Annotated in this window: 13 protein-coding genes; 4 read left to right on the top strand and 9 right to left on the bottom strand. The window is 72.9% G+C overall.

From position 1 onward, the window contains the following. Positions 1–164 precede the first annotated feature (164 nt). The 3 genes from HED23_RS23495 (at position 165) to HED23_RS23505 (ending at position 5,186) form a co-directional block, all read left to right on the top strand. Positions 165–1,967 carry a glycoside hydrolase family 15 protein gene (locus HED23_RS23495; protein WP_203187608.1) on the top strand — a complete coding sequence of 601 codons (1,803 nt, stop codon included), beginning with the start codon at positions 165–167 and terminating at the stop codon, positions 1,965–1,967. A 95-nt stretch (positions 1,968–2,062) separates the two neighbouring features. Next, a complete protein-coding gene (locus HED23_RS23500; RefSeq protein WP_203185364.1) occupies positions 2,063–3,460 on the top strand; it encodes an FAD-binding oxidoreductase in 1,398 nt (465 codons plus the stop codon). 97 nt (positions 3,461–3,557) lie between these two features. Continuing rightward, complete coding sequence (locus HED23_RS23505; protein ID WP_203185365.1) at positions 3,558–5,186, top strand: PucR family transcriptional regulator; 1,629 nt, start codon at positions 3,558–3,560, stop codon at positions 5,184–5,186. A 7-nt stretch (positions 5,187–5,193) separates the two neighbouring features. On the opposite strand, the gene HED23_RS23510 is transcribed toward HED23_RS23505, so the two are convergent. The 5 genes from HED23_RS23510 to HED23_RS23530 form a co-directional block, all read right to left on the bottom strand. Then, positions 5,194–6,273, bottom strand: a complete 1,080-nt coding sequence (locus HED23_RS23510; protein WP_203185366.1) for a glycosyltransferase family 4 protein — start codon at positions 6,271–6,273, stop codon at positions 5,194–5,196. Between the two features lie 173 nt (positions 6,274–6,446). Continuing rightward, a complete protein-coding gene (gene recN, locus HED23_RS23515; protein WP_203185367.1) occupies positions 6,447–8,192 on the bottom strand; it encodes a DNA repair protein RecN in 1,746 nt (581 codons plus the stop codon). Positions 8,193–8,275: 83 nt separating this feature from the next. Then, positions 8,276–9,253: an NAD kinase gene (locus tag HED23_RS23520; protein ID WP_203185368.1), complete on the bottom strand. Its 978-nt coding sequence runs from the start codon at positions 9,251–9,253 to the stop codon at positions 8,276–8,278. After that, positions 9,250–10,065 carry a TlyA family RNA methyltransferase gene (locus HED23_RS23525; RefSeq protein WP_203185369.1) on the bottom strand — a complete coding sequence of 272 codons (816 nt, stop codon included), beginning with the start codon at positions 10,063–10,065 and terminating at the stop codon, positions 9,250–9,252. The genes HED23_RS23520 and HED23_RS23525 overlap by 4 nt, the downstream gene beginning before the upstream one ends. A 7-nt stretch (positions 10,066–10,072) precedes the next feature. Further along, the gene (locus HED23_RS23530) at positions 10,073–10,387 is read right to left on the bottom strand and encodes a hypothetical protein (protein ID WP_203185370.1); all 315 of its coding nucleotides are present in this window, start codon (positions 10,385–10,387) and stop codon (positions 10,073–10,075) included. Positions 10,388–10,429: 42 nt separating this feature from the next. Between HED23_RS23530 and HED23_RS23535 the strand changes: the two genes are divergently transcribed. Next, a complete protein-coding gene (locus HED23_RS23535; protein ID WP_203185371.1) occupies positions 10,430–10,777 on the top strand; it encodes an alkyl sulfatase C-terminal domain-containing protein in 348 nt (115 codons plus the stop codon). Between the two features lie 9 nt (positions 10,778–10,786). Here the strand turns inward: HED23_RS23535 and HED23_RS23540 are convergent, their stop codons facing one another. The 4 genes from HED23_RS23540 to HED23_RS23555 form a co-directional block, all read right to left on the bottom strand. After that, positions 10,787–11,590, bottom strand: coding sequence for an ABC transporter ATP-binding protein (locus HED23_RS23540; protein WP_203185372.1), 804 nt, complete (start codon positions 11,588–11,590; stop codon positions 10,787–10,789). 56 nt (positions 11,591–11,646) lie between these two features. Further along, the gene (locus tag HED23_RS23545) at positions 11,647–12,720 is read right to left on the bottom strand and encodes a FecCD family ABC transporter permease (protein WP_203185373.1); all 1,074 of its coding nucleotides are present in this window, start codon (positions 12,718–12,720) and stop codon (positions 11,647–11,649) included. After that, positions 12,717–13,778, bottom strand: coding sequence for a FecCD family ABC transporter permease (locus HED23_RS23550; protein ID WP_203185374.1), 1,062 nt, complete (start codon positions 13,776–13,778; stop codon positions 12,717–12,719). Before HED23_RS23550 ends, HED23_RS23545 begins: the two co-directional genes overlap by 4 nt. A 71-nt stretch (positions 13,779–13,849) precedes the next feature. Continuing rightward, complete coding sequence (locus tag HED23_RS23555; RefSeq protein WP_203185375.1) at positions 13,850–14,878, bottom strand: HAD hydrolase-like protein; 1,029 nt, start codon at positions 14,876–14,878, stop codon at positions 13,850–13,852. Positions 14,879–14,918: the final 40 nt, after the last annotated feature.

Here is a 14,918-nt window from a genome sequence, read left to right on the forward strand (position 1 = left end):
GGTGCGTCGTATCCTGCTCGGACACTCGCTGCCGAGTTGGCCGGCCCAGCGGCTCCACCCCAGCCCGCTCACCCGCGCAAGAGCTCGTCGGTTCTACTACAACGACCCCTTGACCAGCAGTAAGCGCCCTGCGGGGCGACATGGCCGTTCGACTGGAGACGCACGTGGCCGGGCGCATCGAGGATTACGCACTCATCGGAGACATGCAGACCGCAGCCCTGGTCTGCCGGGACGGCACAGCGGACTGGCTGTGCCTCCCACGTTTCGATTCACACGCGATTTTCGCCGGACTTCTCGGGACCGAGGAGAACGGTTTCTGGCGGCTGGGCCCCGCCCGTCCCGAGGGGGCGGAACCCCCGACGGCCGACCGGCGCCGCTATCGCGGCGACTCGCTCGTCCTGGAGTCGGAGTGGGACACCCCACGCGGCACGGTCCGCGTGACCGATTTCATGCCGCCGCGTGACGGGGCCCCGCAGCTCATCCGCATCGTGGAGGGAGTGAGCGGCCGGGTGCCGATGCGCTCCGAACTCCGGATGCGTTTCAGCTACGGACGGGTCACCCCCTGGGTGCACAAGGTCGACGGCCGTACGGTCGCCGTCGCCGGCCCCGACTCGGTGTGGCTGGACACGGACGCGGAGACGTACGGCCAGAACCTGACGACGTACTCCGACTTCACCGTGGCCCCCGGTGACCGGATCGCCTTCACGATCAGCTGGCAGCCCTCGCACCACGAGCCGCCCGGTATGCCGGAACCCGAGTCGTCCCTGGAGGCGACGGAGAACTTCTGGCGCGAGTGGGTCGACCAGTGCACGTACCACGGCCCCTACAGGGAGGCGGTCGTCCGCTCCCTGATCACGCTGAAGGCGCTCACCTACGCGCCCACCGGCGGCATCGTGGCGGCGCCGACCACCTCCCTGCCGGAGGACATCGGCGGCTCGCGGAACTGGGACTACCGATACACCTGGCTGCGGGACGCGGCCATCACGCTGTCCTCGCTGCTGCGCACGGGGTACCGCGAGGAGGCCCGCGCCTGGCGCGAGTGGCTGCTGCGGGCCGTCGCGGGTGACCCGGAGAACCTGCAGATCATGTACGGCATCGCGGGTGAGCGGGAGCTCGGCGAGGCGGAGCTGGACTGGCTGCCCGGTTACGAGAACTCCAGCCCGGTCCGGGTCGGCAACGGCGCGGCGAACCAGCTCCAGCTCGACGTGTACGGGGAGGTCACCGAGGCGCTGCACCTGGCGCACATGACGGGGCTGACCCGCAACGACTACGCGATGGGCCTCCAGCTCAAGCTGATCAGCTATCTGGAGAAGCACTGGGACGAGCCGGACGAGGGCATCTGGGAGGTGCGCGGGCCGCGCCGGCACTTCGTGCACTCCAAGGTGATGGCCTGGGTCGCCGTCGACCGCACGATCAAGCTGATCGAGTCCGGGGACGCGGAGGGGCCGCTGGAGCGGTGGCACCAGCTGCGTGACGACATCCACCGTGATGTCTGCGAGCGGGGCTACGACGCCGAGCGCAACACCTTCACCCAGTCCTACGGCTCCCAGGAGCTGGACGCGTCACTGCTCCTGATTCCCCAGATGGGCTTCCTGCCCCCCGACGACAAGCGCGTCATCGGCACGATCGAGGCGATCCAGCGGGAGCTGTCCACGGAGGACGGTTTCGTCCTGCGCTATCCCACCGAGGGCGACGACGCGGGTGTCGACGGCCTGGAGGGCGACGAGGGGGCGTTCCTGGCCTGCTCGTTCTGGCTGGCCGACGACCTGGCGATGATCGGCCGGGTCGACGAGGCCCGCCGGCTCTTCGAGAAGCTGCTGTCCCTCCGCAACGACCTCGGTCTGCTGGCGGAGGAATGGGACTCCGGGCTCCAGCGCCAGGTGGGGAACTTCCCGCAGGCGTTCAGCCATGTGCCGCTGATCGACACGGCGCTGCGGCTGACGGCGAGCGGGGCGTACGTGGGCTGATCCGGAGGGCGTGACAGCGACCTGTGGAACGGCCGAAGTCCACGGCCGGATCTACGATGGAAAGGTCCTGTCACGCCCTGCGAAGGGGGCACAGCATGACGCCCCGAACCTCCGTGCCGGACGCCGCGGCGGCCGGCCTCCGCCCCGATTTCGGCGGTGAGATCCACGTACGCGGCGGCCCGGGCTACGACGAGGCCCGCACCGTCTTCAACAGCATGATCGACCGCAGACCCGCGGTGGTGGCCCAGTGTGCCGCCGAGGCGGATGTCTCGCGGGCGCTGCGCTTCGCACGCGACGAGGGCCTCGAGGTCGCCGTTCGCGGCGGCGGTCACAGCGTGGCGGGCATGGCCCTGAGCGAGGGCGGCCTGGTGGTCGACCTGCGCCGGATGCGCGCGGTGGAGGTCGACCGGGACGCCCGGTCGGCCCGCGTGGGCGGCGGCGCCGTCATGAGCGATCTGGACCGGGCCACCCAGCCGTACGCCCTGGCGACCACGGGCGGACGGGTCTCCACCACCGGTGTCGGCGGCTTCACCCTGGGCGGCGGTTCGGGGTGGCTGGAGCGCGGGTTCGGACTGGCCTGCGACAATCTGCTGGCCGCCGACCTGGTGACGGCGGACGGCGGCACCGTGCACGCGAGCGCCGACGAGAACCCGGAGCTGTTCTGGGCCCTGCACGGCGGCGGCGGTAATTTCGGTGTGGTCACCTCCCTGACGCTGCGGCTGCACGACCTGCCGGCGATGAGCATGGCGCTGCTCCTCCTCCGCCCGGAGAACGGCCCGGAAGCGGTCCGTACGTTCCGGGACGTGATGGAGTCCGCCCCGGACGCGGCGGGCGGCGCCTGCATCTACATCACGGGCCCGCCCGAGGAGTGGGTGCCCGAGGCCCTGGTGGGCCGGCTCGTCTGCGGGGTCCTGGTCACCTACGCCGGTACGGAGGCGGAGCTGCGTGGCGTGGCGGCGCCCCTGCTGGCGCTGGAGCGCGAGGCGGAAGTGATCGACGCGATCGGCTACGCGGACCTGCAGTGCATGCTCGACGACCCGCCCGGTATGCGGAACTACTGGTCGGCGGAGTACCTGGACGGCTTCCCCGACGAGGCGACGGCGGCCTTCTGCGCGGGCGCCGCCACACTGCCCGTCCCGTCGAACTCCCAGCACGTGCTGTTCCCGATGGGCGGGGCGGTGGCGCGGGGGCCCGCCGACTACCCGCTGCCCTGGCGCTCCTCCCCCTGGGCGGTGCATCCGTTCGGCGTCTGGGAGAACGCGGCGGACGACGAGCAGGTCAAGGGATGGGTGCGCGAGGTGCGCGCCGCGATGAACCCGTGGGCGAGCGGCGCGGTCTACCTGAACTTCATCGGGCGCGAGGGGCAGGAACGGGTCGTCGCCGGATTCGGCGAGCGAGCCTACGAGAGGCTGTCCCGCGTCAAGGCCGAGTACGACCCGGACAACGTGTTCCACCTCAATCACAACGTCAAGCCCGCGGTGGCCATGGTGTGACGCCCCCGGCGGGGCCCGGTAGCTTCCTGACCGGGGCGTCCGCGCCTCACGTACACGAGCGCGCGGGCGCACGAGTGGAAGCACGAGGCCGGAGCCAGTGGAGACAGAGGGCGGAATCACCGTGCGGCGGGCGCTGGAGCTGCCGGGGCTGCGGGGCGGACTCCCGGAGGTGCTGACCTGCGAGAACCGGCTGGACCGTACCGTGCGCTGGGTGCACGCCGGTGAGGCGCCGAACATCCCCGCCCTCCTCAAGGGCGGGGAGTTGCTGCTCACGACGGGGCTCGGTCTCGGGTCGCGGCCCGCCGACCAGCGCGCCTTCGTCCGCAAGCTGGCCGACCGGGGCATCGCCGCCCTGGTGGTGGAGCTGGGCCCACGCTTCGACCGGCTGCCCGCGGCGATCGTGGAGTCGGCCCGGACGGCGGGGCTGCCCCTCGTACAGCTGCACCGCGAGGTGCCGTTCGTGGCGGTGACCGAGGAGATCCACACCGAGATCGTCAACGGCCACTACGCCCTGCTCCAGCAGGCGGAGGAGGTCCACCGACGGTGTACGCAGGCGGTGCTCGGCGGCGGTGGGGTGCCGCAGGTGCTGGGGATCCTGGCGGACTTCGCCGCGAACCCGGTCTTCCTGGAGACCCCGGACGGACGGCTGCTGTTCGCCGCGGGGCCCGGGGCCGGGCCGGTGGGCGCGGATCCGTTGCAGGTCTGGGAGGGGCTGCGCGGTGCACGTGCGGCCCGTGAGGCGCCGCCGGCCGGCGCGGTCCTGGTGGAGGTGCCGGGAGGAGGGCTCGGAGCCGGCTCGGTGCGGGCCCGGCTGGTGCTGCTCGCGGTGTCGGGACCGCTGGTGACGGTGCACCGGATGGCGGCCGAGCGGGCGGCGGGAATCCTGGCGGTCGTGCTGATGCAGGCACGTCAGGAGGAGGAGGTGGCGGCGCGGGGACGCGGTGACTTCCTCACGGATCTCGCGGAGGGCCGGATCGCTCCCGGGGACGCACCCGCGCAGGCCGGGGTGCTGGGGTTCAGACCGGGCGGGGATCCGCTTCTGCCGGTGGTGATGCGGCTCGCCCCCGAGTCGGCGCCCTCGGGCAGCTGGGCCCTGCTGGCCAGGGCCGTGACGGAGGAGCTGTCGGCGGTGGGCGCACCGGTTCTCGTGGGGGTACGACCGGTGGAAGGCCGGGTTCCGCTGTTGCTGTCGCTGCGCCCCGGGACCACGCGCCCGGCACTCGCGGACCGGGTGGCGGCGGCGCTGCGGGCAGGGGCCTGCCGTGCGGGCCTGGAGCGGGCCGGGGACCGCGCGCCCGTCGTGGTGGTGGTCGGGGCCGCGGGCGGCTGGGCGACGGCGGGAGCGGGGCTCAAGCACGCGGCGGACGCCTCGACGGCCGCGCAGGGGCTCGGGGAGAGCCCTTGGTACGACGCGCGCAGCCTGGACATCGATCTGCTGCTGTGGCGGCTGCGGGAGCATCCGGATCTGGCGTCCTTCGTGGACCGGGCGATCGGGCCGCTGCGCGAGCACGACCGGACGTCGCGTCCCGCCCTGCTGCCCACGCTGGAGGCGTACCTCGCCCACGCGGGCCGCAAGGCGGAAGCGGCCCGCGACCTGCATCTGAACCGGCAGACGCTCTACAACCGGCTCGCCCGCATCGGCGAGCTTCTCGGCACCGACCTGGACGATCCGCAGTCGGTGCTGGCCCTGAGCCTGGCCCTGCGGGCCCGCCGCCACACCCGGTGAGGACGGCTCAAGCTCTGGCGGCCGCCAAGGGCTGCGCCAACTCGTCGTAGACGGAAAGCACATGGGCGATCGTGTCGTCCTCGGTCGGCCAGCCCGCGGCCTGTGCGCGCCCCGAGTCGGCGAGCCGCTCCCGCCGTCGGGGGTCACCGAGGAGCCGCACGACGGCACCGGCCAGCGCCTCCGCGTTCCCGTACGGAACCAGTTCGGCCGCGTCCCCGACGAGCTCGGGCAGCCCGTCGGCGCGGGCCGCGACCAGCGGGATGCCGAGCCGCAGGGCCTCCTGGGCGAGCAGCGGCCCCGCCTCCCCGCGTCCGGACAGTACGGCGATGTCGGCGGCGGCGAGGAGTTCACCGATGTCGTCCGATCCGCCGGCGAGGACGACGGGCAGCCCCTCCGCCGCGATCCGGCGCCGCAGCGCACCGGTCCGGGCCCCCTCCCCCACGACCGCCAGCAGGGGCACCGGATCCAGCGCGCGCCACTCGCGCGCCGCGTCCAGCAGCGCGTCGTGGTCGTGCTGAGCCACAGTGACGAGCAACGGCCTGCCGACCGCGCCCAGTTCGGCGCGCGCCTTGCCGTCGTCGGGAGCCCCGGGGAAACGGCTCGCGGGGATGGCGGCCGGCGCGAGGCGGGCGTCCCTGGCGCCCCGGCGGCGGGCCCGGTCGACCAGATCCCACGAGGTGCCCAGCACGATCGCGGCGGCGCGGGCGGCCCTTCGTTCCAGCAGCCTCAGCAGCCGGCCCCGGGTGCCCTCGGCGTGGGCACGGGTGTGCCATGTCACGACGAGCGGGGTCTCCCGGCCGCTGAGGGCGATCCCGGCGCGGACGGCGGCGTGCAGCCCGTGGGCGTGGACGATGTCCGCGCCGGTGCAGGCGGTGCGGAGCGCGGCGACGGCCGCCGGGTCACTGCGCCGGGGCACCGCCACGAAGCGGGCGCCCGTCGCGGGAAGACCGTGGGCCCGGCCGGTACCGGCCGGGGCGCAGACGGTGACCTGCACGCCTCTGGCGACCAGGCCTGCGGCGAGCGAGCTGACATGAGCGCTGCTTCCGGCACCGCCGCCCAGGACTTGGACCGTACGCAGCTGTGACACGTTGATTGGCTCCCGGGGCTCCCGAGTCGGCGGTATGTACAGCGCCAAGGATGCCAGTCCGTACGCACGTTCCGGGACTGACGAAACGTTGTTCCCGTCCGCGCGCCGACAGCAGGACGGCCAGCCCACCCGTACGAGTGAGCCGGTCGGCCCGAAGTTGACGCTGTCGGCCGCTATCCGTCGGCCCGCGCGGTCTCCAGCAGTTCCTCGGCGTGCGCCCGGGCGGTCTCCGAGTCCTCCTGCCCCGCCAGCATCCTGGAGAGCTCACGCACCCGGTCCTCGCCCTCCAGGACCGTGACGCCGCTCCTGGTGACCGATCCGTCCACGGTCTTCTCGACCAGCAGCTGCCGGTCGGCGAAAGCCGCCACCTGCGGCAGGTGGGTGACCACGACGACCTGGGCGGACCGGGCGAGCTTCGCCAGCCGCCGGCCGACCTCCACGGCCGCCTTGCCGCCGACCCCCGCGTCGACCTCGTCGAAGAGGTACGTCGGCACGGGATCGGAGCCGGCGAAGACCACCTCGACGGCGAGCATCACCCGGGACAGCTCACCGCCCGAAGCGCCCTTGGCGATCGGCCTGGGCTGGGCACCGGGGTGCGGCGCCAGCAGGAGCTCCACCTCGTCGGCCCCGGACGGCCCGTAGAGCACGCTCCGGCCGCCGATGTCGATGCCGGACTCCTCGTCGGGCGCCTCGGCCTGCCGGATGGCGAAGGAGACCCGGGCGTGCGGCATCGCGAGCGATGCCAGCTCCTCCGTGACGGCGGCGGCGAAGCGTGCCGCCGCCTCCGTCCGCGCGTCGGTCAGCTCCTGTCCGAGGACGGAGAGCTCGGCGCGCAGCGCGTCACGCTCCGCCGTCAGCTCGCCGATGCGCTCGTCGTCGCCCTCCAGCTCGGTGAGCCGGGAGGCGCCCTCCTCCGCCCAGGCGAGCACGGAGGTGATGTCCTCGCCGTACTTGCGGGTGAGCGCGGTGAGCGCGGCACGCCGCTCCTCCACCGCTGCGAGCCGCAGCGGGTCGGCGTCCAGCTGATCGGCGTATCCGGCGAGTTCCCCGGCGACGTCGGCGAGCAGGATCGAGATCTCGCCGATCCGGTCGGCGAGCGCGGCCAGCGCCGGGTCGTGGGCCCGTACGGCGTCCAGAGACCGTCCTGCGGCCGCGACGACGGTGTTGGCGTCCACGCCCTCCTGGTCCTCAGGATCGCCCGCCAGCGCCGAATGGGCCAGGGCGGCGGCGGAGGCGAGCGCCTCGGCGTGGCCGAGCCGCTCAGCCTCCGCGGCGAGTTCGGTGTCCTCCCCGGCGAGCGGCTCCACCGCGGCGACCTCGTCGAGGCCGAAGCGCAGCAGATCAGCTTCCTGGGCACGTTCCCTGGCCCGGGTGGTCAGCTCGTCCAGCTCGGTGACGACCGCGCGCAGCCGCCGGTAGGCCGCCGCGTACCTGCCGTGCGGGACCTCTACGCCGTCGCCGGCGTAACGGTCGAGAGCCTGCCGCTGCCGTGCGGGCTTGAGCAGCCCCTGCTGGTCGGTCTGGCCGTGTACGGCGACGAGTTCGTCGGCGAGCTCGGTGAGGACTCCCACAGGCACGGATCTGCCCCCGAGATGGGCTCGCGAGCGTCCTTCCGCCGAGACGGTACGGCTGATGATCAGCGCGCCGTCCTCGACCTCGCCCCCGGCCTCCTCGGCGCGCACCGCCGCCGAGTCGCCCGGGGACACCGTGATCCGCCCCTCGACGACCGCCGCCTTGGCACCGAGCCGCACCAGGGCGGGGTCGGCGCGCCCGCCGAGCAGCAGCCCGAGGCTCGTGACGACCATGGTCTTGCCCGCGCCGGTCTCACCCGTCACCGCGGTGAAACCGGGTGACAGCTCCACCACCGCGTCGTCGATGACTCCGAGCGACCGTATCCGCATCTCCTCCAACACGGACATGACCTTACGAGGTCCGGGACCCCGCGTGCGACGGACCCCGGTGACGGATTCACTCACGCGGGTGTGAGCAGCGGTCCCGGAAATCAGTGCGGAGCACCCCGCCAGCCCTGTACGGGCAGCGCGAACTTGGCCACCAGGCGGTCGGTGAACGACGCCTGGTGCAGCCGCGCGAGCCGTACGGGCACGGCGCCGCGGCGCACCTCCACCCTGGCTCCGGCGGGCAGCTCGACGGTCCGGCGCCCGTCGCACCACAGCACCCCGTGCGGGGTGTGCGGCTGGACCTCCACGGCCAGTACGGAGTCGGGCGAGGTCACCAGCGGCTTCGCGAACAGCGCGTGCGCGCTGATCGGCACCATGAGCAGGGCCTCCACCTCCGGCCACACGACGGGCCCGCCCGCCGAGAAGGCGTACGCCGTCGACCCGGTCGGAGTGGCGCAGACGATCCCGTCGCATCCGAAGCCGGTCACCGGGCGGCCGTCGATCTCCAGGACGACCTCGAGCATCCGCTCGGGCGAGACCTTCTGCACGGCGGCCTCGTTGAGCGCCCAGTCGGAGTGGACGACGTCGCCGTTGCTGTGGACGAGGACGTCGAGCGTCATCCGCTCCTCGACCTGGTAAGCACGGGTGACGACCCGGTCGACGACCTTGTCCAGGTCGTCACGCTCGGCCTCTGCGAGGAAGCCGACCCGTCCGAGGTTGACGCCGAGCATCGGCACGCCGGAGGCACGGGAGATCTCGGCACCCCGCAGCAGTGTCCCGTCCCCTCCGAGCACGATCAGCAGTTCGCACCCGTCGACGGCCGCGGGGGTGGCGTCGGTGACCGTCACCACGGACTGCGGCAGCGGCAGGTCCTCGGCCTCCACGGCGAGCACCCGGACGCCGAGGCCGCTCCGGAGGAGGCCCTGCACGACCAGCTCGGCACTGCGGATCGCCGCCGGGCGGCCGGTGTGCGCCAGCAGGAAGACGACGCGTTCCGGGTTCCCGGGCTGCTCGGCGTCCCCGGGTCGTTCAGCTCTCCCGGGCCGTTCCGCGTTCCCGGATTGTGCCGCATGCGTCGTCAACGGGGCCCCTCCGCCACTGCACGGTCGACGTCCGCGGGATCCAGCTCAGGTGCGCCGGCCCGCAGCCACAGAAAATACTCGACGTTGCCCGACGGCCCGGGCAGCGGGCTCGCCGTCACTCCCTGGACGCCGAGGCCCAGCAGACCGGCCCGGCGTGCCACTTCCCGTACAGCTTCGGCCCGCAGCTCGGGGCTGCGGACCACACCACCGCTGCCGAGGCGCTCCTTGCCCACCTCGAACTGCGGCTTGACCATGAGCACCAGGTCGGCGTCGGGGGCCGCGCAGCGGGCGAGCGCGGGCAGCACCAGGCCGAGCGGGATGAACGACAGGTCGCCCACCACCAGGTCCACCGCCTTCCCGTCGATCTGCTCCAGCGTCAGCTCTCGTACGTTGGTACGGTCCTTGACGGTGACGCGTTCATCGGACTGGAGGGACCAGGCGAGCTGGCCGTAGCCGACGTCCACGGCCACGACGTGGCCCGCGCCGGCGCGCAGCAGCACATCGGTGAAGCCACCGGTCGAGGCCCCGGCGTCCAGTGCCCGCCGCCCCTCGACCTCCAGGCCCAGGGGCACGAAGGCGGCGAGGGCGCCCGCGAGTTTGTGCCCGCCGCGCGAGACGTACTCGGGGTCGCTGTCGTCCTTGACGACGACGACGGCGGCGCTGGTCTCGACCTGGGTGGCGGGCTTGGTCGCGGTGTTCCCGCCGACGGTCACCCGCCCGGCTGCGATCAGCTGGCTCGCGTGCTCACGCGAGCGGGCGAGCTTGCGGCGTACCAGCTCGGCGTCGAGGCGGCGACGTGCCACTCCTGCCACTTCTCGTTCAGCTCCTGTTGTCGTGCGCGGGCGTCGGTGCGGGTGCGGGCCGTGCGTCCAGCGCGGTCAGTTCCTCCCGCAGCCCACGGTGTACATCCTCGTACACCTCGGTGTGGCCGTCCGCCGCGAGGTGGTCCGCGTCGGCAAGCCGCTCCAGCCGGGTGTCGACACCGGTGTGCCCGGTGGGGGTGCGCGCGACGCCGAGGGGCGCGGGCGGGGCGGGGTCGAAGGAGGGCGCGGGTGGCGCGGCGGGCACTGCGGCCGCCGCTCCGTCCGCCTCACCCCGCTGCTCCGGGTCCGGCCCCGGCGTCCAGTCGCTCATGCTGGAACGCTACCCCGAAGGGCCGGTGTACCGTCGGTGACGATGGCGACCATGGCGGAGTGCCGCAGCGCACTCGACACACTTTCCGACAATCTGGCTGGGGCGGACGGCGACGTACGCGGCGCCGCCGACCTCGACCGCTCGCTGAGCTGCCACATCAGGGATCTCGACGCGACGTTCACCGGACGGCTGACGAACGGCCGGATCAAGGTGCTGGACACGCACGACGGCCCTCCTCGGGAGAAGGCCGAGATCCGGCTGGCGATGACCGGGGACGACCTGGTGGCCATGGTCGACGGCGAGCTGAAGTTCGCGAAGGCCTGGGCCTCGGGCCGGGTCCGGCTCGAGGCGGGCTTCCGCGACCTGCTGAAGCTCAAGTCCCTGCTGTGACCGGCGGCCTCAGACGGAGGCCGCGGCGCGCTTCCTGCGGGCGGCGGGGACCACGAGCGGAGTGCCCGTCTCGGGGTCCTCGATGACCTGGCACCGCATCCCGAAGACGTCCTCGACGAGCTGCGCGGTGACGATGTCGCCGGGCGCTCCCTCCGCGACGACCCGGCCCTCGCGCATGGCGATGAGATGGGTGGCGTACCGGGCGGCGTGATTGAGGTCGTGCAGCACGGCGACCAGCGTGCGGCCCTGCGTCTCGTGGAGTTCGGCGCAGAGGTCGAGCACGTCGATCTGGTGCTGGATGTCGAGATACGTCGTCGGCTCGTCCAGCAGCAGCAGCGGCGTCTGCTGGGCGAGTGCCATGGCGATCCAGACCCGCTGGCGCTGGCCGCCGGACAGTTCGTCGACGTAGCGGTCGGCGAGTGCGCCGACGCCGGTCGACTCCATGGACTCCTTGACGATCCGCTCGTCCTCGGGCGACCACTGGCGCAGCAGCCCCTGGTGCGGGTAGCGGCCGCGCGAGACCAGGTCGGCGACGGTGATGCCGTCCGGGGCGATGGAGGACTGCGGCAGCAGGCCCAGCGTCCTGGCGACCTTCTTCGCGGGCATCCGGTGGATGGACTGCCCGTCGAGCAGGACGTCCCCGGCGTTCGGCTTCAGCATCCGGGAGAGGGCGCGCAGCAGGGTCGACTTGCCACAGGCGTTGGGTCCGACGACGACCGTGAAGGAGTTGTCGGGGATCTCCACCGAGAGGTTCTCGGCGATGACCCTCTGGTCGTAGCCGAGGGTCACCGAGTCCGCGGTGAGGCGCTGCATGGTCGTACTCCCGGAGTCTGTGGAGATGGTCTGCGAGTTGCCCGGCGTGCCCGGCTTCATATGCGTCCCGCCCTGCGCTCGGACACGAGGAGCCACAGCAGGTAGCAGCCGCCGAGTACGCCGGTGACGACGCCCACCGGGAGCTGACGGTCCCCGAAGGCGTTCATCGCGGTCCAGTCGGCGACGAGCAGCAGGGCCGCGCCCGTGCCCGCAGCCGCGGCCAGGTTGGGGCCGGGCGCACGGGTGAGGCGGCGGGCGACCTGCGGTGCGCTGAGCGAGACGAAGACGATGGGGCCGGCGGCGGCGGTGGCGACGGCCACGAGCAGCACGGCGGAGCTCAGCAGGACGAGCCGGGTGCGTTCCACCGGCACGCCGAGTGCGTGGGCGGCGTCGTCCCCCATCTCGATCATCCGCAGCGCGCGCCCGTGTCCGAGGACCAGGGGGATCAGGACACAGCAGACCGCCAGGAGCGGCCAGACCTGGGACCGGTCCCGGCCGTCCAGCGTGCCGGTCATCCAGACCACGGCGCGGGTGGCGTCGACGAGGTCGGCCTTGGTGATCAGGTAGTGGATCGCGGCGGTGAGCATCGCGGCGGCGCCGATGCCGACGAGGACGAGCCGGTAGCCGTGCACCCCGCGCTTCCAGGCCAGCAGATAGACGGCGACGCCGGTCAGCAGGCCGCCGGCGACGGCGCCCGCGGCGACCTCGGAGGGGCCGCCCTTGAAGAGCACGATCACGAGGAGCGCGCCGACCGCGGACCCCTGTCCGAAGCCGAGGACGTCGGGGCTGCCGAGCGGGTTGCGGGAGACGCTCTGGAAGACGGCGCCGCCGACCCCGAGCGCGGCACCGACGAGCAGACCGACCAGGACCCTGGGCAGCCGCAGTTCGGTGACGATGAACTCCTGCTGGAAGGTTCCGTTGCCGAACAGTGTGGTGACGACCTGCCCGGGTGACATGGAGTAGTCGCCGCTGCCGATCAGCACCACGGCTGCGAGGGCCGCCGCGGCGATGAGCAGCGTGATCACGGTGAACGCCCGTGCGTCCACCCGGAACGAGAGCCCGCCGGCCGTCCGTACGGCGCGGACCGTCCTCGTGGTGTCCCGCGCGGTGGTGTCCTGTGCGGCCTTCACAGCTGGGCCATCCTCTTACGCCGTACGAGATGGATGAAGACGGGCCCGCCCAGCAGCGCCGTGACGATGCCGACCTGGAGCTCGGAGGGGCGGGCGATGACCCTGCCCACCACGTCGGCCCCGAGCAGCAGCACGGGCGCGAGCACCGCCGCGTAGGGAAGGATCCACCGCATGTCCGGGCCGGTGATGGTGCGGACCAGGTGCGGGATCATCAGTCCGATGAAGACGATCGGCCCGCAGGCGGCGGTCGCCGCTCCGCAGAGCAGGGTGACGGCCACCATCGCGAGGACGCGGGTGCGGGTCAGATGCGCGCCGAGCGCCCTGGCCGTGTCGTCGCCCATCTCCAGCGCGTTGAGCGGCCGGGCGATGAGCAGGGCCAGCAGCACACCGAGCGCGATGAACGGCCACACCTTGCCGACCGTCTCCGGGTTCGCCGAGGCCAGTGATCCCACGGTCCAGAAGCGCAGCCGGTCCAGCGCCGCCGAGTCCAGCAGCTGCACGGCGTTGACGTAGCCGAACAGCGCCGCGGTGACCGCCGTGCCGGCGAGCGCGAGCCGTACGGGGTTCGCGGACCGGCTGCCGCCGAGCAGGTACACCGCCACGGACACGATCGCGGCGCCGCCGAAGGCGAACCAGACGTATCCGGTCAGCGAGGTGACACCGAGGAAGGTGATGGCCGAGACGACGGCCGCAGCCGCGCCCGCGTTGACACCCAGCAGACCGGGCTCGGCGAGCGGGTTGCGGGTCAGCGCCTGCATCACGGCGCCGGCCAGACCCAGGGCGGCCCCGACGATCAGCCCCAGCACGGTGCGCGGGACCCGCACGTCCCGTACGAGGACGTCGCCGCTCGTGCCCGAGTAGTGGAACAAGCCGTGCCACACCTCGGAGTACGGGAGGGCCTTGGCACCGATCGCGATACTCGCGAGGCACACCAGCGCCAGCACACCGACCGCGACCAGCAGGCCCACGGCTCGTACCGCGTGGCGGCCGGCGCGCGTGCCCGTGTCCGGCTCGGCCGGGGGGCCGGGACTCGATTCGGGGGGACTCTCTACCAACACCTGGTTAGGTTAGCCTATCCTCCGATCTCCTCAACTCCCCCGTACCGCAGGCGGTCCGGAGGTCCGGCTCCCTACAGGTCCAGCCCTGCCACGGCCTTGTCCGGGTCGAGCCGGCAGGAGCCCTCCCCGGCGTGCGTCCACGCCGCCCCGCACAGGGCACGCAGCCCGTCGATCCCGTCGCCGTCGCCCTCCAGCACGAGTGCGTCACCGCGGACCACGGCCGTCCAGCCGCCGCAACGGAACGCGCCGCCCTCCTCCGACACCTCGGGCTGACCGGTCAGCAGCCCCCGCAGATCCCGGTCCACGTACGTCGGGCGGTACTTGGGTTCGGCCGCGATCAGCTGCGCGGCATCGGTCACCCCGGTGAGGACCAGCAGCGAGTCCACCCCACCGTTGAACGCGCCCTCGATGTCCGTGTCCAGCCGGTCCCCGACGACCAGCGGCCGCTTCGCCCCCGTCCGCAGCACGGTCTCGCGGTGCATCGGCGGCAGGGGCTTGCCCGCGACCTGCGGCTCGGCGCCGGTCGCGATCCGTACGACCTCCACCGCCGCACCGTTGCCCGGAGCGATACCCCGGGCGCCAGGGATCGTCAGGTCCGTGTTGGACGCGAACCACACTGCGCCCCGCGAGATCGCGTACGCCGCCTCTGCGAACCTGCCCCACGGAAGGTCGGGGCCGCCGAACCCCTGGGCCACGGCGGCCGGCTCCTCGTCCGCCGACTCCACCGGAACGAGACCACGCTCGCGCAGCGCGACCCGCAGCCCTTCGCCGCCGACCACGAGCACCCTTGCCCCGGGAGGCAGCTGATCGGCCATCAGCCGGGCCACCGCCTGCGCCGACGTGATCACATCAGCGGCATCGGCCGGCACCCCGAGCTCGGTCAGGTGCTCGGCCACCGCGTCCGGCGTACGCAAGGCGTTGTTCGTCACGTACGCCAGATGCATGCCGCGCTCCCGCGCGCTGCCCAGCGACTCGACGGCGTGGACGATCGCGTGCCCGCCCGCGTACACCACCCCGTCCAGATCGAGCAGGGCCGTGTCGTACGCCTCGCTCAGCGCCGCGCTGCTCCCGAGCGGCCGGGACCTGTACTGCTGACTCATATGCCTGCGCTCCTCTTTCCATGCCTCTCCCCCGATCATC

The sequence above is a fragment of the Streptomyces pratensis genome (assembly GCF_016804005.1).
In the GTDB taxonomy this organism is placed as follows: domain Bacteria; phylum Actinomycetota; class Actinomycetes; order Streptomycetales; family Streptomycetaceae; genus Streptomyces; species Streptomyces pratensis_A.

Bases quoted from the DNA above. Each gene is read 5' to 3' on its own strand.
- HED23_RS23540 (WP_203185372.1), bottom strand. From the start codon at position 11,590: ATGCAGCGCCTCACCGCGGACTCGGTGACCCTCGGCTACGACCAGAGG.
- HED23_RS23500 (WP_203185364.1), top strand. From the start codon at position 2,063: ATGACGCCCCGAACCTCCGTGCCGGACGCCGCGGCGGCCGGCCTCCGC.
- HED23_RS23535 (WP_203185371.1), top strand. From the start codon at position 10,430: ATGGCGACCATGGCGGAGTGCCGCAGCGCACTCGACACACTTTCCGAC.
- recN (WP_203185367.1), bottom strand. From the start codon at position 8,192: ATGTCCGTGTTGGAGGAGATGCGGATACGGTCGCTCGGAGTCATCGAC.
- HED23_RS23530 (WP_203185370.1), bottom strand. From the start codon at position 10,387: ATGAGCGACTGGACGCCGGGGCCGGACCCGGAGCAGCGGGGTGAGGCG.
- HED23_RS23555 (WP_203185375.1), bottom strand. From the start codon at position 14,878: ATGAGTCAGCAGTACAGGTCCCGGCCGCTCGGGAGCAGCGCGGCGCTG.